The organism is Streptomyces lunalinharesii (genome assembly GCF_039532155.1).
GTDB lineage: Bacteria > Actinomycetota > Actinomycetes > Streptomycetales > Streptomycetaceae > Streptomyces > Streptomyces lunalinharesii.
This window is the reverse complement of sequence record NZ_BAAARK010000040.1, coordinates 26,759-47,801: the sequence shown is the minus strand read 5'-3', so window position 1 is coordinate 47,801 and position 21,043 is coordinate 26,759. Positions and strand designations below refer to the sequence as shown.

General features: G+C 69.2%; 20 protein-coding genes. 6 read left to right on the top strand and 14 right to left on the bottom strand.

Features of this window, described 5'->3' with window-relative positions:
• Window positions 1-95: 95 nt before the first annotated feature.
• Both ABD385_RS35015 and ABD385_RS35010 read right to left on the bottom strand, forming a co-directional pair.
• Entirely contained in the window at window positions 96-1,334 is a 1,239-nt protein-coding gene (locus ABD385_RS35015; protein ID WP_344583533.1) for a helix-turn-helix domain-containing protein, read from the bottom strand.
• Between the two features lie 195 nt (window positions 1,335-1,529).
• Window positions 1,530-1,865 (bottom strand): hypothetical protein, encoded by a 336-nt coding sequence (locus ABD385_RS35010; RefSeq protein WP_344583532.1) that lies wholly within the window; start codon window positions 1,863-1,865, stop codon window positions 1,530-1,532.
• Window positions 1,866-2,053: 188 nt separating this feature from the next.
• Between ABD385_RS35010 and ABD385_RS35005 the strand changes: the two genes are divergently transcribed.
• Window positions 2,054-3,094: a fatty acid desaturase gene (locus ABD385_RS35005; RefSeq protein WP_344583530.1), complete on the top strand. Its 1,041-nt coding sequence runs from the start codon at window positions 2,054-2,056 to the stop codon at window positions 3,092-3,094.
• A 68-nt stretch (window positions 3,095-3,162) separates the two neighbouring features.
• Here ABD385_RS35005 and dapF read toward each other — a convergent pair whose 3' ends face one another.
• Window positions 3,163-4,083: a diaminopimelate epimerase gene (dapF, locus tag ABD385_RS35000; RefSeq protein WP_344583528.1), complete on the bottom strand. Its 921-nt coding sequence runs from the start codon at window positions 4,081-4,083 to the stop codon at window positions 3,163-3,165.
• A complete protein-coding gene (locus tag ABD385_RS34995; RefSeq protein WP_344583526.1) occupies window positions 4,083-4,358 on the bottom strand; it encodes a hypothetical protein in 276 nt (91 codons plus the stop codon). The genes dapF and ABD385_RS34995 overlap by 1 nt, the downstream gene beginning before the upstream one ends.
• Window positions 4,359-4,434: 76 nt before the next feature.
• Between ABD385_RS34995 and ABD385_RS34990 the strand changes: the two genes are divergently transcribed.
• Complete coding sequence (locus ABD385_RS34990; RefSeq protein WP_344583524.1) at window positions 4,435-5,205, top strand: GntR family transcriptional regulator; 771 nt, start codon at window positions 4,435-4,437, stop codon at window positions 5,203-5,205.
• Window positions 5,206-5,258: 53 nt separating this feature from the next.
• The gene (locus tag ABD385_RS34985; protein ID WP_344583522.1) at window positions 5,259-6,164 is read left to right on the top strand and encodes a hypothetical protein; all 906 of its coding nucleotides are present in this window, start codon (window positions 5,259-5,261) and stop codon (window positions 6,162-6,164) included.
• Between the two features lie 60 nt (window positions 6,165-6,224).
• Here the strand turns inward: ABD385_RS34985 and ABD385_RS34980 are convergent, their stop codons facing one another.
• The 3 genes from ABD385_RS34980 to ABD385_RS34970 all read right to left on the bottom strand — a co-directional run bounded on the left by ABD385_RS34980 (window position 6,225) and on the right by ABD385_RS34970 (window position 11,780).
• Window positions 6,225-6,581: a hypothetical protein gene (locus ABD385_RS34980; RefSeq protein WP_344583520.1), complete on the bottom strand. Its 357-nt coding sequence runs from the start codon at window positions 6,579-6,581 to the stop codon at window positions 6,225-6,227.
• Window positions 6,582-6,723: 142 nt separating this feature from the next.
• Window positions 6,724-7,506, bottom strand: coding sequence for a hypothetical protein (locus ABD385_RS34975; RefSeq protein WP_344583518.1), 783 nt, complete (start codon window positions 7,504-7,506; stop codon window positions 6,724-6,726).
• Window positions 7,503-11,780, bottom strand: coding sequence for a hypothetical protein (locus ABD385_RS34970; RefSeq protein WP_344583516.1), 4,278 nt, complete (start codon window positions 11,778-11,780; stop codon window positions 7,503-7,505). The genes ABD385_RS34975 and ABD385_RS34970 overlap by 4 nt, the downstream gene beginning before the upstream one ends.
• 635 nt (window positions 11,781-12,415) lie before the next feature.
• Here ABD385_RS34970 and ABD385_RS34965 point away from each other — a divergent pair.
• Window positions 12,416-13,123, top strand: a complete 708-nt coding sequence (locus tag ABD385_RS34965; RefSeq protein ID WP_344583515.1) for a hypothetical protein — start codon at window positions 12,416-12,418, stop codon at window positions 13,121-13,123.
• Window positions 13,124-13,321: 198 nt separating this feature from the next.
• Here ABD385_RS34965 and ABD385_RS34960 read toward each other — a convergent pair whose 3' ends face one another.
• A complete protein-coding gene (locus ABD385_RS34960) occupies window positions 13,322-13,636 on the bottom strand; it encodes a hypothetical protein (RefSeq protein ID WP_344583514.1) in 315 nt (104 codons plus the stop codon).
• A gap of 448 nt (window positions 13,637-14,084) precedes the next feature.
• Here ABD385_RS34960 and ABD385_RS34955 point away from each other — a divergent pair, with 448 nt between their 5' ends.
• Both ABD385_RS34955 and ABD385_RS34950 read left to right on the top strand, forming a co-directional pair.
• Window positions 14,085-14,867 (top strand): aminotransferase class IV family protein, encoded by a 783-nt coding sequence (locus ABD385_RS34955; protein WP_344583512.1) that lies wholly within the window; start codon window positions 14,085-14,087, stop codon window positions 14,865-14,867.
• Window positions 14,868-14,926: 59 nt separating this feature from the next.
• Window positions 14,927-15,877, top strand: a complete 951-nt coding sequence (locus tag ABD385_RS34950; protein ID WP_344583511.1) for an SUMF1/EgtB/PvdO family nonheme iron enzyme — start codon at window positions 14,927-14,929, stop codon at window positions 15,875-15,877.
• A 58-nt stretch (window positions 15,878-15,935) separates the two neighbouring features.
• Here the strand turns inward: ABD385_RS34950 and ABD385_RS34945 are convergent, their stop codons facing one another.
• From ABD385_RS34945 to ABD385_RS34920, 6 genes are all read right to left on the bottom strand, one after another.
• Window positions 15,936-16,547: a restriction endonuclease gene (locus ABD385_RS34945; RefSeq protein WP_344583509.1), complete on the bottom strand. Its 612-nt coding sequence runs from the start codon at window positions 16,545-16,547 to the stop codon at window positions 15,936-15,938.
• Window positions 16,548-16,615: 68 nt separating this feature from the next.
• Complete coding sequence (locus ABD385_RS34940; RefSeq protein WP_344583508.1) at window positions 16,616-16,837, bottom strand: hypothetical protein; 222 nt, start codon at window positions 16,835-16,837, stop codon at window positions 16,616-16,618.
• 102 nt (window positions 16,838-16,939) lie between these two features.
• Window positions 16,940-18,304 (bottom strand): hypothetical protein, encoded by a 1,365-nt coding sequence (locus ABD385_RS34935; RefSeq protein ID WP_344583507.1) that lies wholly within the window; start codon window positions 18,302-18,304, stop codon window positions 16,940-16,942.
• A gap of 171 nt (window positions 18,305-18,475) precedes the next feature.
• A complete protein-coding gene (locus tag ABD385_RS34930) occupies window positions 18,476-19,393 on the bottom strand; it encodes a hypothetical protein (RefSeq protein WP_344583506.1) in 918 nt (305 codons plus the stop codon).
• Entirely contained in the window at window positions 19,390-20,253 is an 864-nt protein-coding gene (locus tag ABD385_RS34925) for a ParA family protein (protein WP_344583505.1), read from the bottom strand. Before ABD385_RS34925 ends, ABD385_RS34930 begins: the two co-directional genes overlap by 4 nt.
• 121 nt (window positions 20,254-20,374) lie before the next feature.
• Window positions 20,375-21,007 carry a hypothetical protein gene (locus ABD385_RS34920; protein WP_344583504.1) on the bottom strand — a complete coding sequence of 211 codons (633 nt, stop codon included), beginning with the start codon at window positions 21,005-21,007 and terminating at the stop codon, window positions 20,375-20,377.
• Between the last annotated feature and the right edge of the window lie 36 nt (window positions 21,008-21,043).

Genomic DNA, 21,043 nt, shown 5'->3' with positions numbered 1-21,043 from the left:
GACTTCGATGATTCGCCGGGCTCGAAGTCGTCCGCCACGGACGACTGTTGAGGGGGCGACCTTCGAGAGTCGCCCGCCCGATACCAGCCGGAGAGTCAGAGAGCGGTGCGGGCCGTGGCCGGCGCGAACCCGTCCACCCCGGCGGCCCGAACGCCGATCAGCTCGGAGACGCGCCGCAGACGGGCCGTGGAGGCACGGCCGACCTTCTCCACGATGACGCTGGGGAGCGCCTGGTGCCGGCCCCACTCCGGCGCCGCCCGAAGCGCGGTTTCCAGGGTGTCCAGGCTGGCGTCCCACATCTTGGCGTCGGCCTGCGCCATCGCCTTGTCCATGGCGTAGCGGTTCTGCGCTGCCGGCGTGAGGGGGGACACGTCCGCGATGCTCTCCGCCAGCTTCAGCGCCTTCCCCGGCTGGCCGAGTGCAACGTTGATGCCGACGGCCTGAGTGGTGGCCGTGACCGGTCCGAACAGCGTGCCGTGGGCCTTGTGCTCGTCGCCCATCCTCGCGCCGGCGGCGTGGGACTGGCCGAGGTAGTCCGCGGTGCGTTCCTTGTTGCCCATCCGCGAGGCGACCACGGCCGCGAAGTTGATGTGCGAGCCGTAGACGGTGAGCAGCTCCGGTGTTGCGGTCGAGAAGCGCGGTTCGATGTCCACCGCGGCCTTCTCGGCGAGGGTGAGCGCCTCCGGGAGTCGGGCGTCACGCAGGTACACCCAGGCCCGACCCGACATCACCAGGGCGCCGCGAAGGTCGTCGGCGGCGCGCTCCGCCATCACCTGAGCGTGCCCGATCGCCGCGTACGCGAGATCGCGGTTCCCCATGAGGTTGGCAACGTATCCCGCGACCCGGTAGGCGTCGCTGAGCGCTCCCAGCGCCGCCGCTTGGTCGCCCACTGGCCGCTCGTGCACCGCGGCGGCGGCAGCGGCAAGGAACTGGGCGGCGACGCTGCCGGCCTCGCTGTAGTGGCCGCGCCAGTACAGGTCCCAGCACCGCGCGGTCGCTGCCTTCAATTCCGCCAGCGTCGGGGCCTGGTCGATGTTGTCGGGGAGGAGGCCCGCGGCGGTGTCGTGCACTGCCCGAGACAGCGCCCGCGAGATGGCCCGGTCGCCTCGCCCCATAGCCCTCCGCGGTTCCTGCTGGCCGAGAATGACGGAGGTGTCGGTTTCCATCGCGTCGGCAAGCGCCATGAGCGTGGGAAGGGTTAGGACCTTGTTCTGCTCCGCCTTCTGGATCGTGACGACCGAGAGGCCGGTCATGCGGGCAAGGTCCGTTTGCCGGTCCTTGCCGCGGAGGATCTTGATGCGTTCACCTGTCGTGTAGTCCGCCCACCGAGCCATAATCGGGTTGCTCCTTCCGGATGTTCGCCTACTTCGGAAGGTACCCCCGGCTCCGCGTCCGGGGACACGCTTCGGCCCGTACTCACGCCTGAGTACGGGCCGTTGGCGTTCCCGAGTCGCTGGCACCGATATCGCATGGCGGCACACCGCTGGCATTCGGAACCGAGTTGCTGCGTGGCTGCTCTCGCGCGGGGTTCAGAGCCAGCAGAAGGCGTCGCGTACTTCCCTCGCGGCGGCCGAGAGGTTGTCGGCGTCCAGCGAGTAGTCCACGTCGAAGGGGTCGTCTGTCTCGTTCCTGACCGCGTCGCTGGCCGCGTCGAGGACGCCGGCGAACGCGGTGTGGACTCCCGCCTCCTGGAGCTTGTGGAGGACGTCGTCCTGGTCGGCGGTGCCGCGCTTGATGGCGTCGGCCAGTAGTTGCAGAGCTGCGGCCGCGGCCGGCGCGAGGTAAGCGAGTTCGCCGAGCTGGTCGTTGCGGCCGCGCTCGGTCGAGGTTTCCACGTTGGTGATGCGGGCGAGTTCGGCGTCCATGAGGCTCCGTTTCTTGGTGGTCGACGTCAGGGGCAATCTGGCTGCCCCAAGGCGAATCCATAGTGTTCAGCGACTGAACACTTGTCAATACCCCGATCGTCACTATGGGGTAAATCTAGTCACTAGATGTACTGTGCGTGATGATCGGTGGGAAGTGCCCGCCGCCTGCTGCTCACCCAGGACTGCCCATGCTGTGCTTAGCCGTCATCGCCGTCGGCATCGCTCTCCGCCAGGTCGACCGGGTCTGGTTCGCCCGAGGCCGCCCCCGTGCCGCTGGAGCAGCGGAGTTGATATCCCTGCAGCGCCGCCGGGCGAACAACTGGAGCCCGGTACTGCTGTTGTGCGGCCAGTGGCTGCAGATCGTCGGCTGGTGGCTGCTTGCCGGCCGTGGCCCGCTGCCGGCCTTGGCGGCCGCCGTGGGCGTGGCCGTGGCCTGCCGGCATCTGCAGGAGATCAGCCACTTCGCCGTGCACGGTGTGCTCGCCCGCACCGCCCGCGCCAACCGGCTCCTGGGCGAGGCCTTCGTGCACCTGCCCATGGGGTTGGTCCCGGTCGAGGTGCGGCGCCGGCGCCATGTGCGCGACCACCATCCCCACGCGACCCTGGCGGCCGATCCGAACCTCGCGGAGCTCCGCCGGGCCGGGCTGCGGCCAGGTATCGCTCGCCGCCAATTCGCCGTCGCTTTCGTGCTGCCACTGACTCCTCGCGGGATGTGGTCCACCCTGAGCGAGATCGCGGGGAACCTGCGGCGTTCGCCGGCCCGGATCGCGATGGTCGCCACGGTCACCGCGGCCGCGCTCCTGGTCGGCGGGGTGAACGCGGTCGTCTTCGCGATGCTGGTCCCGCGGCTGCTGCTGTACCCGCTGCTGGCGTGGCTGAGCCTGCTGGTGGAGCACACCTGGTTCGACGCCGACCACCGCGTGGGGACGCCGGCCGAGGTCGAAGCGGGGCGGTGCCTTCGGCTCTACCCGCACAACCGCATCCTGGCCGCGGTGGCAGCTGCAACGTGGCTGCCGTACGGGGACCTGCACCACTTCGCGCACTCCGCCCACCCGGCGGTGCGCTGGAACTACCTGCCCGCCCTGGAACGGCACTTGGGCTCCCCGCACTACTCCCCCACCGGACTGCTCGTGGGCACCGAGACGGTCGCCGGTCGACACCTTCGCGCCTTGCGGAGCACGACCGACACCCCCGCGGAAGAGAAAGCGTCGGTCCACCTGGCCGTGTGAGGACCGCTCCGTGCGCGAGGCCCGGCTCCCGGAAAACGGGGGCCGGGCCTCGTTCTGTTCGCCGCGGGTCAGCGGGCCCGGGCGGGCGACCAGCCGATCCGCGGACCGGGGATGCTGGGGAGCGGGTTGAGGGTGCCGCGGGCCACGATGGCGGCCGGACCGGTGAGCTGCATCGTGCCGTCCGAGGCGACGTCGACGTCGAGGCGGCCGCCGGGCAGGTCGACGGCGTACCGCGCCGGGGCGCCGCTCGGGGCGCCGGCGCCGGTGTGGGCGAGGGCGGCGGCGACGGCTGCGCAGGCGCCGGTGCCACAGGCCCGGGTCTCGCCGACGCCCCGCTCGTGGACGCGGACGGCCAGGTGCCGCGGGCCGCGCACGACGACGAACTCGACGCTGACGCCGGCCGGATAGGCGCTGACGGGCGTGACGGTGGGCGGGGTGCGCAGATCGCCGGCATCGTCGAGGTCGTCGACGAAGGCGACGGCGTGGGGGTTACCCATATCCACGTGCAGGGCGGGCCAGGAGCGGCCGCCGGCACTGACGCGGATGCCGTCGGGGCCCGGAAGGCGGGGGTGGCCCATCTGGACGGCCACTTCGCCGGCGAACTCCAGACTGCGGGCGCGGACGTGGACGTGGCGCAGGCCGGCGCGGGTGGCGAGAGCAAAGTCGCCGGGAGGCTGGTGGCCGGCGTCGACGAGGTAGCGGGCGAGCACCCGTATCCCGTTGCCGCACATCTGGGCATCGGTCCCGTCGGGGTTGCGGTAGTCCATGAACCAGCCGGCCTCGCCGGCCATCGCGGCCGCCTCCGGGGCCGCGGCGCAGCGCACCGCGCGCAGCAGGCCGTCGGCCCCGATCCCGAGGCGTCGGTCGCACAGCCGGCGCACGTCCTCGGGCGTCAGGTGGAGGCAACCGTGGGGGTCGGGCAGCAGAAGGAAGTCGTTCTGCGCGCCGTGCCCTTTGAGGAAAACGGCGGGGGCTGTGGCTGTGGTCATCAGTGGTTGCCGTCTCTGGAGATGCGCAGCCAGGCGATCTGCCCGGTCTCGGTGTCGGTGAGGCCGAACGCGTCGCCCCTGGACAGCACGGGGATCGCGCGTTCCCAGCGGCGCAGGAGGTCGTCGGTGACCTCGACCTCGATGTGGGCGATGCCGTCGTCGTAGATGACGCGGGGCTCGACGCCGGCCATCGCTCCCAGCTGGGCGCTCAGGGAATGGATGAGGGCGATCTGCGGGTCGTAGGCCACTGCACCCCGTTCAGCTCGGTTACTCACGGTTGATCTAGTCACTAGATTCCAAGCTAGTGACTAGCTTGTCAATTGGACGATCACCACCCAGGCGAGGAGAGGCATGACCGACGGCGCGTCACGCACCCCGCCCTACCCCTACGAGCGGGTCGCCGCCGTCTTCCGCGCACGCATCGCCGACGGCACCTGGCCGGCCGACCACCGGCTGCCCGCCCGCCAGGAGCTCGGCGCCGAACTCGACGTCGGCGAGAACGTCATCCGCCGCGCCCAGGAGCTCCTGATCAACGAGGGCCTGCTGGAAGGCCGTCCGGGCGCCGGAACCTACGTCCGCCCGACCTACACCCGCCGCCCCATGCTGCGCACCCCCGCACCCGGCACGACGCCGACCAGCATCTCCCCGGCCGGCGTCGGCGGCACCTGGGAGTCGGACTCTCTCGCCAAGGTCCCCGCCGACGTCGACGTCGCCACCCGCCTGCACATCGCGCCCGGCGAACTGTGCGTGCGCACCCGCTACGAGCACCTGGCCGACCGGCAACCGGTGATGCTGACCACCAGCTGGGAGCCCATGGCCCTCACCGGTGGCACCGTCGTCGTCCTGCCCGAGGGCGGCCCGCTCGCCGGCCAGGGCGTCATCGCGCGGATGGCGCACCTGGGCATCACCGTCGTCCGCCTCGTCGAGGTGCCCGCACCGTGCCGGCTCGACGACGACCAGGCCCACCTGCTGGGCCTGCGCCCCGGCGCCCAGGCCCTGCACATCACCCGCACGCACTACGACACCGCCGGCCGGCCGGTGGAGACCGCGGACATCGTCGTGCCGCAGGAGCGCTGGGAGGTCACCTACGACATCCCGCTGCCCGCACCGGGCGACACCTGACCGGGGACATCGACACACGGCCCCGCCGGGGCCACTGGAGGGGGAACTTCATCGTGGCTGCTCAACGACCGCCCGGGTCACGGACCCTGGACGCGCTCGCCTCACCAGGGCTGGCCAACCTCATCGGCCTCGTCGGGATCATCACCCCGGCCGTCGCCTGGGCCACCAAGACGCCAGACCTCAAGAACATCCTCCTGGCCGCCGAAACCGGGATCGTCCTGCTGCTGGTCGGCTCCCACATATGGCGCTCGAAGCGCTTTATCACGCTGCCCAAGGCGAATAACCTCACGGCCATGGATGACGCCGCCTTCTACGAACGCGTCCGCGTGCAGGTCGAACGGGACCTCGTGCAGGACTACGAAGAGATCGCCAACGGCCACATGCGCGTCTACGCCTCCGACGTACCACGCCTGTCCGTCATGCTCGTGAAAACCCTGATCGACGCCCAGTCCCAGCCGCAGCGGATCCTGGCCGCGGACCTGACGACCAACCCCACCCTGCTCACCCGTCGGCGCGAGTACCTCAACGCCAACCGGCAGATGATCGACTCCGGCGGCCAGATCCAGCGTCTGTTCATCGCCAACCGCGACGACCTCACCCGCGAGGCCTACGCCCGCGACCTGCTGGCCCTGATCAACCAGCACCGCCAGATCGGCGTCACCGCCGGCCTGGCCATCCGCGACCGCCTCCGGGCCGAAGAAGCCGTCGACTACATCGTCTTCGCCTCCGCCGCCGTCCTGGTCGAGGAAGAACAAGGCGACGCCGACTACAACCACGGCCGCTCGTCCGTGCACTTCCAGGGCGTCGACCGCTGGGCCCAGCGGTTCGACACCGTCTGGGGCACCGGCGCCCACGCCGCACCCCAGACCCTCCAGACCTACGAAACCGCCGTCCGACCCATGCTCGACGGCGGCACCTGGGACAGCAACCGCGTCCAGCAGACCCTCGACGCGGCGTAAAGAGCACACACGACGTGAGGGCCGGCGAGAAACTCGCCGGCCCTCACGTCGCGGAGAGAGTCAGTTGGCGTTCGGGTCCTTACCGACCAAGGACGTGAGCAACTCCACGATCTGCGCCTGGTTGCGCTGCATCGCCTCGGTCAGCGCGTCGACCTTTCCCTCCAGGGCGTCGAAACGGCTGTTGACCTTGGCGAAACCGTCTCGGACCTCCCGTCGCAGCGCGGCCTGCCCCTCGATCACGGCTGCGAAGTTCCCGCCCGACTGAACCTGCAGCGCTTCAACGCGGTCCTCGACCGACTCAACACGGCGGGTCAGCGCGTCGATCTCGTTGTGCGCGATGGGGTCCTCAGCCACGCGGGGCACTCCTGCCAGATCATGAAACTCATCGGTCATCAGGCGCTCCACGATATCGCGCATGTGCCCCCATTTGGCCCAGGCCGTTTGTTTCGTATCCATGCACGCCGGCCAGTCCACGACGAAGGCACAACCGGCGACCTCAGCCGCGGCATGACGCGCGGTGCAGGTATCGCGACCATGCCCTGGCCGAGGCCGCCGCCGGTTACTCCTCGCCCCACCTCGGTTCGCCGGGGGTGTTACGGCTGATCGTCAAGCTCTGGAAGTTGTCGAACTCCCAGCGCGCTCCGGCAGCACCCGCGTGCGACTCCATCGCCAGGTAGTGGTCGGTGAATCCGTCCGACAGCTTCTCCCGCACGCTCTTGCTGTCGCCTCCGGCCAGCCACTGCTGCATCCCTTTGCGCATCGCACTGCCGCTCATCTCCAGGTCGAGACGTCGCTCCCGGGTGTCCTTCTGCCCGTCGGTCGAGATCACCGAGACCTGACCGGTGGATTGGAAGCGGGCCCCGGCCTGGGAGATCCGAGCCGCGCGCAGGGGCTTGATGGCGCTCTGTCGGGCCTGGGCATCCCCCAGGACGGCCTTGCGCAACTTCGCGACCACCGGGTCCTTCTTCACGGGGCCGGCCTTGGCCTGCTGTGCCTTGGCGGAGGCGCGCTGCAGCCGGGCCATGCGCGACTGCTGCCGCTTCGAGAACGGCCGGCCTTCCTGCTCCTGCTTGCGCCACTTATACAGGGTCCCCGCCGAGACGCCTCCGGCCTCCGCCGCCTCCTTGACGGAACCGATCACCTGGATCTGCGACGCGACGCTGGCCAGCTCCTTTTGCGCCTTGTCCTCCTTCTGCAGTCGACGACGCAGGGTCGAATCGGCACAACCGGTCAACCGGGCCGCGCGCCGGATGCTGCCGGCCGCGGTGACCAGCTGCCGGACAGTGCGGGGAACCCGCTCGCCCGTGAACGCCTGCCACAGGAGTGCGTCTTGGTCCCTCATGCCCCCGCCTCCCACTCAGCCGGCTGGGTGTACAGGCTGGGGTGGATGAGTTCGGCCCGTCGGTCGCTGCCCAGGTGGGCGAGCACATCGGTCATGTGCGCGGCCCCGTGCGGCTTGAAGTGCCCCAGGTTCGGCCCCAGCGGCAGGCCCGGGACGGCGGTTGCGAAGTCGGGGTCGTCGGTGGCGTACCAGAGGCAGTCGGTCATCAGGGCCAGTGGCCACATGCCGGTCGTCTCACCGATGGTGATGATCCGTTTGGCCAGGTGTGCCTGCTGCGTCGCCAGGAGGGTGTCGTTCATATCCGGGCGCCACAGGATGTCCGGCTCGATGCCCTTGCGGGGATTTCCTCCCAGCGCGGGAGAAGCGAACTTGCCCACGCCCTGGGTGTAGAACGCCTTCACCGTCTCGCGGACGGGCTTGTCGATGGTCTCCGGGGCATCCGGGAGGCTCTTGATGGAGTCCCGCAGGTGCTTGTACCAGGGCTCCAGCGTCTGGTCGTGCTGTTCCCACACCCACGCCTCGGTGACCGTGAACTCGATGTCCTGCTGCTGCGCGGCCGCCAGGGTCGGGGTGACGTAGGGGCGAGGCTCGCCCTCGCGGCGGGGGCCGAACAGGTCGAAGCAGCCGGGCAGGTGCCACTGCGGCAGCTCGGCCATCCAGTAGCCGGGCAGCGTCGGGTCGAAGGTGATGTCGGGGCCGGTGAGGTGCGTCAGCTTCCCCCGGCCGAACCGCGTGGAGCCGGCAATCGAGAGGTACGAGGCTCGCTGGTCGAACGCGAGGATGTACGTCTTGGCCTTCTCCGTTTCCGTGAGGGCCGGGCGGTCAGGCCCGGCGGTCAGGCCACGGACCCAGCTGCGGCCCGCGTACAGCTTGACCCGCTTCCGCAGGAACTCGGGCATCTCGGTGCGGACCAGCGGCGCCGCCCGGCCTCCGCCGCGCTCCGGCCGCATCGCCTTCAGCAGGTCGTGCGAGGTCGCCCCGGCGCTGTGGCGGAAGCTGATGCCGCCCAGGTCGCAGATCCGCTGGATGCGCGAGGCGAGCACGGCGGGCGAGGGGTGGTCCTGGAGGAACTCGACCCCCTTGTGGCGCCCCCAGGCCGTGGTGCGGGCCCAGGGGCTGACCTCGATCATCGCGCCGATGGTGGTGCCGTCGGGCAGCTCTCGGTAGATGCGGGTCGGCAGTCCCCACTTCTCCACGCTCCAGCCCTTGTCGCGTGCGCGCTTGAGGAAGGGGTGGTTGTTGTGGCGGCGGAGCTCCTGGAGGCCGCCGTCGACCCCGTAGTCCTCGTCGTCGTCTTCGTCGTCCACTGTGGCGTCGGGGTCCGGCAGGTCGAGAACGGCGGCGAGCGCGTCGTGGACGAAGAGCACGCCGACGTCGGGGCGCCACTTCTTCGACGGTCCCACGCCGCGTCGGCTTCCGCCGTGCCCCAGGCCGAGGTCCCACGCCATCCGGGCGAGCGTGCCGGCATTGATCTGGTCGGCGGGCACGGGCAGGTCCAAGACCGTGCCGTCGGGCAGGTACACCCCGTCGACGTCGACCACGGCGCCGGCAGCACGCCAGGGGTCGGTGTCCGACAAGGGCGCGGGCCACGGGGCACGATCGGGCGTCGGGGCCACGCAGGCCTCAGCGGCGGGCGCCTTCTCCTCGGTCACGACCGGGGAAGTCGCCTCCGAGGCCGGAACCGGCTCCGGCTCCGCCAGGGCCTCCGGCTCAGGCTCCTGCTCCTGCTCTGGTTCCTCCGGCGCGGGAAGGACCTGCGGCGGGGCCAGAACGGGCGGGGCCGTCGTCAGTTCCGACAGGTCGAACAGCGCGGTCGGTGCCGGCGGGGCGGCCGGCCGCGGCTTTCGCGGTGCGCCGTCGTCGCCCTTCTCCGGCATGTTCAGGCCGAGGGCGGAGGCAGGCATGTCCCACACCCGAGTACGGCCGCCGGGCATCGGCCGGCGCACCTTGACCCATCGACCACCGCGCGTGGACTCCCACTCGACCGCGATCACCTGAGCTTGTCTCAGCGCCTCGGTGAGGTCGTAGTCGCGAGCGTTGAGGTCCTGACCGAGTTCGCTGGCCACGCGCAACGCAATCCGGGTGGCCTGCTTGTGGTCGATCCACAGCCGCTCCTCCACCAGCCCCGTCGTCTGATCGGGGACGTGCGTGACGACGCCGAGCTGGACGCCGCCCGGCTTCAACACCGGCCGCCCGCCGGAGGCCTTCCTCCCGTCCTTCCCCTCGGAGTCCTTGACGGTGTCGACCGCGTACCAGCCGTAGCGCAGGGCGGGGGTGTGGTCGCGCGGGTCGCTGGGGTCGGCCGGGCAGAGCCCCTTGCCGTCTACCAGGTGGCATTGCTTGCCGGTGAGGGCCGTCGCCAGGTAGTCGAGCACGCGCGTGTGCATCGCCTGAGCCTCCAGAAGATTGCGTTCGTGATCCGCAGCGTCCAAGAGCGCGGACCAGGTCTTGCCCCACCACCAGGCGGCCTCGTCGGCGCTGGTGATGCCGGTCTCGCACAGGAACCGCAGCATCATGTACCAGCCGGTGGCGATCCGGCCCAGGTGCTCGGAAGGGCGGTTGCCGGCGTAGTCGTTGAGGGCATTCGCGAGCTGCGTCTCCAGGGCGGAAACCGTCGCGAGATGCGTGGTGTAGTCCCGGGCGATCCACCGGATGTAGGAGGCCATCAGCACCGCGCAGGAGTGGCGGAACTCTGGGCGGTCCATGTCCTGGAGCTCGGCGAGGTCGGTCTCCCCCTGCCGCATCTCCAGTGTGAGCATCCGCTGCTGCGCGCTGTCCGCGGAGGCGAGCACCTCGCCGGTCTGGACGAGGCTGCCGCGAGGGCCGCGGGCCTCGTCGAGGTCCGGGCGCCCGTCCCGGTACCGCATGCGCAACTTCGCCTCGGAGTTGTACTGGCTGCGGCTGGCCGTGCTGGTGCGGCGGGCCGCGTCCTGGACACCCTTGTCGGGGGCCGAGTCGTCGGCCAGCATCAAGATGTCCTTCATCCGCCACAGCACTTCCGGGCCCGCGTTCACCGTCGAGCCGGAGGAGCTGAGCGAGAACAGACTGTGGGTGCGCGTCAGGTTTGGGGCGAAGAACCTCATCGTGATCGTGCCGAGGGCGGTCTTGAACGCTCCCGGCAGCCCGTAGAGGGAGATGCTGGAGGGGCAGTGCATGTACGGCGCGCGGAACGCCAGCCCGAGCAGCGGGGCCGCGACATGGGCGGGCGTCCGGTCGATGATCGACAGCGCGTCCTCCATCGCCTGCCGGAGCCGGACGCGATCGTCCGTCGGCGCGGGCAGGGCGAGCAGGCTCAGCCGACCAAGGAACTCGGTGCGCAGCGGAACATGACCGTCGGCGGTGATGCCGCCCCCGGCGTGGACCCACATCCAGCCCTCGCCGTGGCGACGCCAGCCGGTCGCCTTGTAGACCGGCACCCGGGCGATGTCCTCGCTGACCGCGCGAATCGCCGCGGCGATCTGGGCCACCGCGCCGCGGGTGCTGCGGTGGTAGACGTTGGGCCAGGGCAGATCGCTCAGCCACGAGCCGTCGGCGAACTTCTTCAGGGCCACCCTCATCAGGACCGGCTGATCGATCAACTTGGGGTGGACGAGCTCCAGCACGTAGCCAGTGGTCGGCTGCTGCTCGATAACCTCCTCGTCCTGGCCGTCCTGGACGGACTGGGGCAGGCCGGGGTTGTCGGCCTGGTCGGTCCCGCAGTTCTCCGTCTCGACGCGGACGATGCGCACCGCGCAGCCCAGAACGGTGTCGAAGGCGACCTCGCCGTCAGTCTTGCGGGTGACCTTGACCAACTCGCCGTGGCGCAGGGCGTACTCGTCCTTGCGATTCGGCTGACCGACGTCGCCCGGAATCGGCTCACCCGAGGCCACCGCGGTCGCGCGACCGGACCGCGTGGCCGGCTTGGTCTTCTTGACAGGGCGCCGGTCCCCCACCTGCTTGCGGCCCTCGGTGCCGGAATCGGCACGGCGCGCGGACGGCAGCGCGCTCCGGCGCGTGGCCTTCCCCTCGGGCATCGCGTCGTCGAAAAGATCAGGAAGTCGCAGGCCGATCCCGGCCAAAACGTCCTTGGTGTCGCACCCGGAGTCGCAGCAGACGAGCGTCTTACGGTCCGCCGAGTTGTAGTCGATCGCGAGGCTGGAACTCTCGCCTTCGTGGGCGGGGCACGAAAACTTCGCCCTATGCTGTTCTGTGAACGCGGAGCGTGAGCCCGACTGCTCCAGCGCGGAGATAATTCGGGCAAATGAGGCCGCCGTCTCGGCAGCGGGGATGCGCATGGGTATCCTCAGTGCTGTTGGGCAGACAACGCACCTAGTCGCTGGTGAGGCGACGAGTGGAAGTCTCAAACGTTTGGAAGCGTTGGGTAGACACACAGTGGTGTGCGGTCAGCTTCGTTGGTGGGTCTCCGGGTGGTGCCGGGGGCCCACCAGCATTTAGGGGCTCATGCGACGGCCTCCTGGACTGTGCGGGCCCGACGAGCGCGTCGCCGGTTCGCCGCCACGCTTCGGACTTGAGCCTGGGTGCGCTCGGCCAGCGTCTGGTCGGATCCGTGCAACTCAATGAGAGCTCTCAGGTAGTCAGACATGGACCCCCCGGTCTCGTCCGTGACCTCCGTCAGCGTCTGGAACTGCTCAGACGTCAAGTCCAATGTGACGCGATGCGGAAAGCCTGGCCTCCGAGCCACGATCGTCTCCCTCCCTTGAACGCACTGACAAACAAAGACCCTATTACGCTGAGCCCCTGTCAAGAAACCTCGGGTGGCGTGTCGCACCAGCTTTTTCTTCGATCCCACCCGAACCAACGCTCGACGGGCCTTGCAGGTGCCGGTCACAGACCAACCAGCGACGGATTGTCGGACTCGCGTGGTACATAGCAATTAAGCCCAATAGCAGGAGACTTGAGGGAGCACGGCATGTCCGCAGACCACGTAGTACAGGTGGCAGTCACGGCCAACGGCGTTGCATGGGTGGATGGATCGCGCGTCACCACCGAACCGAATGCAACTGCCGCCGAGGCTCGTGCAGCAGCGTTGCGCGTCGTCGCGGAGATGGCCGCAGACAACCAGCCCCTCCAGGTCCAGGCGTCCGACGCTGATGGGACGGTGTGGCAGCTCCTGGTGCACGCGGACGGCCGAGTACAGGACGCTGCGGTCGCGAAGCAGCGGGAGGCCGATCCGACCGGGCGAGACGTGCCCGAGGACTACGCCCAGCAGACCCGCGTCATCGTGGAGGCCTGCAAGGCGGGCCGCGCCGGCGTTGCCGCTGTGCTGGCGCGCCAGTTGGCAGACCAGGCGGCCGTCGAGCACGGCGCAGCCCACCCGTACGCCCTTCAGGCCCAGGAACTCCACGGTGCCGCGCTGCTGCAGGACGAAGACGCCAGCGGAGCGTGCGAGGCGTACGTCATCGCCGCGCGCGGATGGAGCAGCCTCGACTCCCGCGCGTACCAGGAGGCGCTCCGAAGGGCCTATGCCTGCTGGCAGCGCATCGATGATCGGGCGGGCTCCATCTGGGCGGGCGAACAGGTCGTCGCCGTGATTCGCCTTGGCGGAGAAGCGACTTCGGAGATGTTGCGGGCTGCGCTCTCCCGCCTCGACGGCCTCCAGGCCGGCGCTGTTACCTGAGGACGGCCCTGCAGGCCTTGGGCAGCTCGTGAGACCGGGAACCCCCCGACGGCGGTCGTGTTGGGCAGACATTCGCCGGGGGGCGATCACGGCCGGCCCGCTGGTGAGACGGGCCTGGGCCCTGCGGCCGGTATCGGTGTTGGGCAGACGGCCAGCCGGGGCCCTGGTGCGGTGATCCTGGTGACGGATCACCACGCATCAATGCGGTGCGAGCACGTACTCGGGCAGTTCATGAACTGCCTCCGCGCGGGCGGAGAACGCCGTGCCTGCGGCTGCATCCGCGTTCGATACCGCGGTGCGGACACTGCGCAAGGCGGCGTAGAGCTGGTCGAGCGCCTGCTGGGCTTCTTTCAGCTGCGCCAGCCTGGAGCTGCTGGCTGGGGCCCACTGGCCCTGTTCGTCGGTGCGCTTTGCGAGCACGGCGATCTCGGCCAGCAGGCTGTCCATCTGGCGATGCACCTCGGCCATGTCGTTTGCGGTGTAGTCCTCGTCGGTGAGGAGCGTTGGCCTCATGGCGTCCTCCAGGTGCTCTCGCTGCTGCCAGCCGGGCGTAGGTCGTCAACGAACGGGTTCCATTCGCGTCCGCCACCTGGCGGTCGCACCCATGCCCGATCGGTCTGGCGAGGGTCGTCTCCGGGGAACCCAAGGTCGGTCACGACCGCCGCGCAATCGCGCACCGTGTCGTAGACATCCGCCCCCGGATACAGCCACGGCGGCACGCCAGATGGAGTCGAGGCCAAGGACAGCGGCTTGGCCTGCCGGCCCGTGACCGGCGCTGCCTCCCAGCTGTCCAACGACATGGTGAACTCCCCGTGGTGATGGCCGTTTCGCCAGTTATACCAGGGTTCCGCCTCCGGTCACGGAACGGAATGACTTATCCCCGCCGCAGCACCGAACTTGCACCGAACTTTGGCCGGTGAGCGGGCTGTTTTCCGGAGCCACAGGTGAGAGGGTTGCGGACATGATGGCTGAATTCAATGGGAACCCTGTCACCGTCAGCGAGCTTCAGACGCTGGCGCTGGTCAACTACGGCCACTTCACCAGCATGCGGATGGAGAACCAGACCATCCGAGGTCTCTCGCTCCACCTGGACCGGCTGCAGCGTGACTGCCGAGCGGTGTTCGACGTCGAACTCGACCGCACGCAGGTCCTGGAGTACGTCCGCCACGCTGTAGGAGACGAGACCGGAACCGCCGTCGTCCGGGTGACCATCTTCGACCCGGCACTGGAGATGGGGCACCCTGGCTCGGACGCAGCCCCGCAGGTCTTGGTCACTATGCGGCCCGCCGGCGCCATGCCCCCGCCGCCGCTCGCCGTCCGCAGCTTCCAATTTTCACGCGACACCCCCGAGGTCAAGCACATCGGCCTCTTCTCTCAGCTCCGCCTGCGCCGACTGGCACAGCGGGCCGGCTCCGACGACGCGCTGTTCACAGAGACCGACGGACGCATCAGCGAGGGCGGCACCTGGAACGTCGGCTTCGTTGCCGAAGACGGTTCCGTGATCTGGCCGCAGGCCCCCGTGCTGCCCGGCATCACGATGCAGCTCCTGCAGAACGCTTACCCTCACAAGACCGCCCCGGTGACGACCGCCGAACTCCCGCGACTGCGCGCTGCGTTCGCGACCAACACCTCCATCGGCGTCAGGCCCATCAGCGCAATCGACGGCCACCCCTTCGCCACAGAGGACCCTGTCCTCGACGAACTGCAGCAGCACTACGTCGCCATCGAGGGCGAACACCTGTAACCGCACGCACCACGGGGAGTTGAGATGGGCGACAGCACGCGACCGGGGGAGGCACAGGCATGCCAGTGGTAACACAGTGGACGGGCCGCGAGACGCTGGCGCTCCGAAAGGCGATGCGCCTGCCCATCGTCGACTTCGCAGCGCGCCTGCAGATCAGCGATCGCATGGTGGTCAAGTGGGAGAGCGGCGGTGAAGCCGTCGTCCCACGGATGGTGAACCAGGCCGGCCTCGACACGCTGCTCGAACAGGCCAGTCCCGAAGTGACGGCCCGGTTCGTCGCCTTACTCGCCCCCGAGGACGCCAGCGTTCCTCGACAGGTGGTCGTCGAGGCCGACGAGTTCACCGAGACGCAGATCGGGGAGTACGTCCGACATCCTCGCGACGGCAAGATGATGGCGAAAGTGCCCGGGGGGATCTTCCTGGCCGGCCAGGACAGCGAACCGAACTGGGTCGACGCGTTCTGGATCGACGCCCATCCCGTGACGAACGCGGACTGGGCCCGCTACTGCGCCGCTACCGGCACCACTCCCCCACGCCACTGGCCCGATGGCCGATGCCCGCGTGAACTGTACGACCACCCCGTCGTCTGGGTGACGCACGAGCAGGCCACCGCCTACGCGAGGTGGGCCCACAAAGCACTTCCCTCCACGCTGCAGTGGGAGAAGGCAGCCCGAGGGACAAGCGGCAGCATCTGGCCATGGGGCGACCAGCGGACCACCGCCAAGTGCAACGTGAAGGAAACCTGCATCGGAGCGACGACGCCGGTCTCCACCTACCACTCCGGCATAAGCGAATACGGCGTTTACGACATGATCGGAAACGTCTGGGAGTGGTGCGCGGACGAGACGACCAAGGGCCGCTACGAGCTGAAAGGCGGTGCCTGGACGACCCCCTTCTTCCGGGGCGAGCCAAGCATGTACAACGACGCCGACGGCATCGTGATGGCGGACGACGACACCGGCTTCCGCTGCGTAGCAACGCCGGAGAGCATGCCGCGGAACCGGTCGTAGGTGCGGGTAGGGGGAGGGGCCAACCACCGCGGTGGTTGGCCCCTCCCCCTACCCGCACCTACATTCCACCTCTCCGAGGCGGCGGGATCCGGTCGAGCACCTCCCACAGCGGCCTGGCCCCTGCCGCCCACTCCCCCAGCACGTGCCGGTCCACCAGGTGGATCTTCTGGTTCTTCGCCCATGGAGCGGCGGTGCGCGTCATACGCCCGTTGGTCACCATCACGACGACGTCGGCCTTGTGGATCTGCCGCGCCGTGCCGTTGAGGACCTGGAGCTCCGGTACCCCCACCGGCTTACCCTCCGGACCGCGCTTGCGGTGCTTGCACTGAAGCACCCACCTACGACCTTGTGGGTCGATGCCGAGCACGTCGCAGCCGTCGTCACCGCGGCCGCCCTGCTTCGTCGCCTTGCAGCCGTCCCTGATCATCAAGTCGCGGATCGCGACTTCGAAGGCGTCATAGTGCAGGCCGTCGATCTGCGCGAGCGTGAAGCGGAGCGCGCGGGCCTGGACCTGAGCCCACTGAGCAAGTTGCTGTCGACGGTGCAGCCAGAAAACCCCACCAGCGCCGGCCGCAACACCGAGGATCAGCAGGAGCCACCAGTGCAGCAGCAACCACTGGATGGTGGCTGCGGCCACCGCGACCACGACCAGCACACCGACGACCGTCATGCCGTCTACGGATGAGCTGCCCTTCCTCGGCCGGCGCGACGGTCGACGAGCGGGGCGGCGGCGCTGCGTCACCGGCCACCCCCGGCAGGCGCGACAGTGGTCCTGATCATCGGCTTCGATGGCGGCGTCGTGGCACTGCCCTTGATGTGGATGCCGCCCTCCCCCGCGCCCCAGACCAGAATGATGATGATCGCGGCGATCGAGAGTTGGCGCCGGGATCCGGGAGCTGACCGTGAATGGGCCTGCACCTCCGTCCCGTCGCGCCGGGTGTAGTTGCCGATGAACGGCACGCGCCCTCCCCAGAGTTGATGGCATTCCCCGCCTCGACACCATGAGAGCAGCTGCCACTGACAAAGGCCGCTGAACAGGAAAAAATACCCAAGGGTACGGATTTAGCGCTTCGGGCGCCGTCGAAATGGCCACAGCGAGCCGAGCACCCGCCGGAGCATCGGCTCAGCCGACCGTGGTGGCGGCACCACCGGAGGCACCTGCGGCCGCGGTGGCACCCTCGGAACCGGCGGCCGAGTAGCGGCAGGCGCGGTGGGCGGAGCAGACGATGACGGCACGGCGCGCTCCGGCGAGGAACTGGGCTTGGCTTCCTCCACGACGGGCTCTGACGCTGCAGCCGGTTCGACCGGAGCAGGCAGCGGTGCCGCGGCTTGCGACGGCGGGCTGGGCTCGACTGCCTGCGCTTCCGAGGCCTCGGAGAAGTCTGGCGCCGCGGGCAGCGGGTCCTCCTGCGGGGCGGGCAGCGGTGAGGACGCCGGGCGCTCGGCGGAGGCCCGCTTCTGGTTGTACTGCTCGCGGGCTCGTCGGCGCAGCGAGGACCAGCGGCGCTCCTGAGCAGCTTCCAGCCCCTCCATGACGAGGTAGGCGTCCTGCGGGGCGAAGACGCGCTTCGTCCCGCCCAGGGAGGAGAGCGGGATCGGCACCAGCCCCCACCAGTGGGCGCTCGGAGCAGGTTGGGGGTGGCTGATCTCCCAGTCTTTCCGCGAGCCGGCCATCGGGCCACTCCAGTCCTCCCGCGGGTCCGGCACGTGCCAGAACTCGCGGCCGCCATACGGCACTAAGACCGTTCGGTCGCGCTGGAGCCAGCAGACGTGGCCGCCCATCGCGACGATGGCGAGCTGTTGGTTGGTCGGCCGGACGCGCTGATGCCGGACGGGAGCAGCGACGCCAACGGGCTTGACCTGCTTGGGACGGAGCTCACGGAAGTGCTCCGGATCGTCGGCGAAGAACCAGTAGTGCAATGCGCTCGGTCCGTATCGCCGGCGCACCAGGGCGGCGCGGCGGCGGACGGCATCGATGGTCAGGGGCCTTCGCGGACGGTCGATGATGACGACGGGTGGGCCGTCCGGGCCGTTGCGGCACACCACCACCGGTGCCTCTGCGGGCTTCCCCGGGCGGAAGGGGCCCGGATACTCGACACAGATCGCCATGCCGGGCAGTGCGTGGGCCAGGGCCTGCCCGAGGTCGATGACGATCTGGACCTCGTCGGAGATCTGCTTCTGGACATCGGCCCGCGCTGGGCACCCGTCGTCGTCGGCGCCAGCCTGCTTCTTGTGCTCGTGGGCGAACCGCGACGTGTACGAGGAGTCGGGACTCCTGCGGCGAGACAACGAGAGGACTTGGCCGCACATGTCGCATGCGTAGCGCTTGTTCTTGCTCGTGCCGTCGGGCAGGTCGTCAGCGCTGTCTGGGTTTCCTGACAGGTCGATGACCTTGCCTGTCACCGTGTCCCATGCTCGCAGGCTCATGCCTCGATCATGCCCAACTAGGCGGGGCGGGAGCGGCCCTTCGCCGATCCTGTTCAGGCGAAGCCTTTCCCAACTCGCGGGCTCTCGCGGTGCGTCGGCCGGTAGGGTGCGGTTGGAGAAGCGGCGGGTGCCCGGCCACCACATTTGGTCGGGCACCCGCCGTCTCGTTGGTCAGCTGGTGCTGTTCGTCATCCGCTCAGCGATCACGTCGAAGACGCGGGAGTCCTTCTCGTCGGCGAAGGCCGCCAGGAGCTGGACCAGAACTTCGTTGCGTGCGATGCGTCGCCGGTCGAGTTTGTCGGCGAGGGCGACGGCACGCAGCTCGACATCGCGCTTGAGTGCGGTGGGCAGAGCGTTCGATGGCTTCGAAGCGGGCGGTTCCACACCCTGTATGGCGGTGGCCAGTGTCTGGGCGATGACGTCCACGTTGTCCTCGTCGCTGAGGGCGAGGTCGCCGGGGAAGAGCTTCACGGTCTCGCGGAGGCGCTGGGCGGTGACCTTGTTGGCGCCGGCGGCCTGGAGGACCATCTCGTACACGCCGACGGCCGCCTTGAGCCCATGCTGCTTGGTGAAGGGCACGAGTTCGCGCACCTGGCCCTCGGGGGCCTTGTAGCCGCAGGCGTTGAGCACCTCGCCGAGTTGCCAGCCGTCGCGGAGTTGACTGCACCGGCCCCGGCTGATGCCGTACTCGACGTCGGCCCATTCCTCGATCGTCTTGTAGCAGCGCTCCGGTTCCAACTTATGGGGGAGCTTGCGGAACAGCCTGCCGGTGGCGATGGTGTCGAGGCTCTTGCCGGCGATCCAGATCGCGGTGGACAACAGCTCCAGGCCGGCCTGGCAAGCGCCGAGATGCTGCTGTTCCTCCTCGGTGAGGTCGCCGGCGCCGGCTGGGTCAACCGGGTCTGGGATCTTGTCGAGTCCCGGCCGCACGGCCTCGACTGCGGCCGTGATGCGCGCTGCGAGCTCCTTCTCGTTCAGGGCCTGGCGCTCAGCCTCCAAGTCCCGGTCAGTTTGCGTCAGGCTGCGGGCGGCCTTGTCCGAAGCGTCGTCGTCGTCCCAGCCGTCGAGGTCGAATTCTCGGGACGTCATGCCGCAGTCACCAGCTTGGCGTTGGTGGCGATGCTGCGGAAGAAGCCGGCGGTGTCGGACTTCGGCCGGAAGAAGACCACGGGCAGGCCCGCGTTCCGTGCCTCTTTCAGGTCAGCGGACCTGACGGGTACTTCGCCGATGCAGGGGATGCGCGGGTGGTTGCGCAGCATCTTGTAGACGGTGGCGTCGAAGTCGCCCATCGGCTTGGTGACACGACCGATGACGAGTCCGAGGATGTCGAGACTCTCCCGCCCGAGACCGGCCATGATCTTCTTGTGCTGGGCGACCTGCATCTTGACCGCCTTCATTGCCCATTCGTCAACGTCGACCATGACGATCGCGCCGTTCGCGGCTGCGGTCTGGGCGTCAGTGTCGGTATCGAGGGCGGGCCGCATGTCGAGCAGGATGTCGTCGTACTCGCCGTGGAAGTGGGCCAGCATCCGGGCGTAGTACTGCAGCGCCGCCCCGGTCTCCCGCAGTCGGCTGGGCAGGAACACCATGTCCATACTGGCCGGCAGAACGTCGATGTTCTCCACCTTGGTCTTGGCGACCAGCGGGTGTGGGTCCCGCATTTCGATGACCGTGGTGGCCTGAGTGGGGCCCGCTTCGTGGTCCAGCATGGGCACCTTGAGCCCGGTGGTGGCGTTGCCCTGCGGGTCGCAGTCACACACCAGGACGCGCCGGCCGTATTCGGCCAGTGCGCCGGCGAGGTTGATGGTGGTGGTCGTCTTTCCGACGCCGCCCTTCTGGTTGCACATGGCGATGATGCGGGTCTGCTCGGGCCTGCCCATGCGGGGAGACGGCAACCCGCTGGCGCCGCCGAGCGGAGCAAGCGCCGTTTCAGCCTCTGTCTCGTTCATGGCAGCGACGATATCCAGGAGCGCGGGGTTCGTTACCCACGAGCGGGTCCGGCAGCGCCGGATCGCCACTCGACCAAGATCGTTTGCGTACAGTTGTAGACAAACGATCTTGGTCGGCTGGTCACTCGGTCCACAGGAGGTACAGGCCGAGGGCAGTTGGTTCGGGGCGGCGTCCGCTGATGACCCACCCGTAATAGTCGCGGGCGCTGCAGACGTTGACCGTGACCTCGCCGTCGAGGTCGTAGGGCTCGGAGATGGCGCGCAGGTCCCAGGCGAAGCCGAGGGGGGTGACCTGGATGATCCGGCGGCCGTGGAGGTGCGAAACCGTTCGAGCTCGGACCGGCATGCGCGCAGCAGGGGAGTTGGCGGTCGGCGCCAGGCGACGGAAGATCGCGAACTCATCCCCAGTGGCTGACCGTGCTGGCTGCGCATCCGACGACGGTGGGATGTAGGCGAGGCGGTGCTCCACCCACAGCCGGTCGATGGGGACGCTGCGGGCGGCGACGGCCTGGCCCGGGGAAAGCCTGGCGCGCCAGTAGTCGAGTTCGGTCGTGACCGTGCACGACGTCGTGGCGCCTTCGCGGGAGGTCGCCCCCACGATCCGGAGGTCGGTGAGTACGCCCGCGTCGGCCGTTTCGATGGCACGCTGGCCGTCCAAATCGGCCAGGTTGGCGGCGGGTACGGGCACGGCGGGCGGCGGGACGGCGTGGTACCAGTCCCCACCGTCGATCTCCAGGGGCGGCAGGTCAGTCACTGCCGCAGTATCCCGTAGCCCGGCACACAACAAGCG

Coding starts and splice junctions, on each gene's coding strand:
- ABD385_RS35015 (WP_344583533.1), bottom strand. CDS start 1,334: ATGGCTCGGTGGGCGGACTACACGACAGGTGAACGCATCAAGATCCTC.
- ABD385_RS35010 (WP_344583532.1), bottom strand. CDS start 1,865: ATGGACGCCGAACTCGCCCGCATCACCAACGTGGAAACCTCGACCGAG.
- ABD385_RS35005 (WP_344583530.1), top strand. CDS start 2,054: ATGCTGTGCTTAGCCGTCATCGCCGTCGGCATCGCTCTCCGCCAGGTC.
- dapF (WP_344583528.1), bottom strand. CDS start 4,083: ATGACCACAGCCACAGCCCCCGCCGTTTTCCTCAAAGGGCACGGCGCG.
- ABD385_RS34990 (WP_344583524.1), top strand. CDS start 4,435: ATGACCGACGGCGCGTCACGCACCCCGCCCTACCCCTACGAGCGGGTC.
- ABD385_RS34980 (WP_344583520.1), bottom strand. CDS start 6,581: ATGCGCGATATCGTGGAGCGCCTGATGACCGATGAGTTTCATGATCTG.
- ABD385_RS34975 (WP_344583518.1), bottom strand. CDS start 7,506: ATGAGGGACCAAGACGCACTCCTGTGGCAGGCGTTCACGGGCGAGCGG.
- ABD385_RS34970 (WP_344583516.1), bottom strand. CDS start 11,780: ATGCGCATCCCCGCTGCCGAGACGGCGGCCTCATTTGCCCGAATTATC.
- ABD385_RS34965 (WP_344583515.1), top strand. CDS start 12,416: ATGTCCGCAGACCACGTAGTACAGGTGGCAGTCACGGCCAACGGCGTT.
- ABD385_RS34960 (WP_344583514.1), bottom strand. CDS start 13,636: ATGAGGCCAACGCTCCTCACCGACGAGGACTACACCGCAAACGACATG.
- ABD385_RS34955 (WP_344583512.1), top strand. CDS start 14,085: ATGATGGCTGAATTCAATGGGAACCCTGTCACCGTCAGCGAGCTTCAG.
- ABD385_RS34950 (WP_344583511.1), top strand. CDS start 14,927: ATGCCAGTGGTAACACAGTGGACGGGCCGCGAGACGCTGGCGCTCCGA.
- ABD385_RS34945 (WP_344583509.1), bottom strand. CDS start 16,547: ATGACGGTCGTCGGTGTGCTGGTCGTGGTCGCGGTGGCCGCAGCCACC.
- ABD385_RS34935 (WP_344583507.1), bottom strand. CDS start 18,304: ATGAGCCTGCGAGCATGGGACACGGTGACAGGCAAGGTCATCGACCTG.
- ABD385_RS34930 (WP_344583506.1), bottom strand. CDS start 19,393: ATGACGTCCCGAGAATTCGACCTCGACGGCTGGGACGACGACGACGCT.
- ABD385_RS34925 (WP_344583505.1), bottom strand. CDS start 20,253: ATGAACGAGACAGAGGCTGAAACGGCGCTTGCTCCGCTCGGCGGCGCC.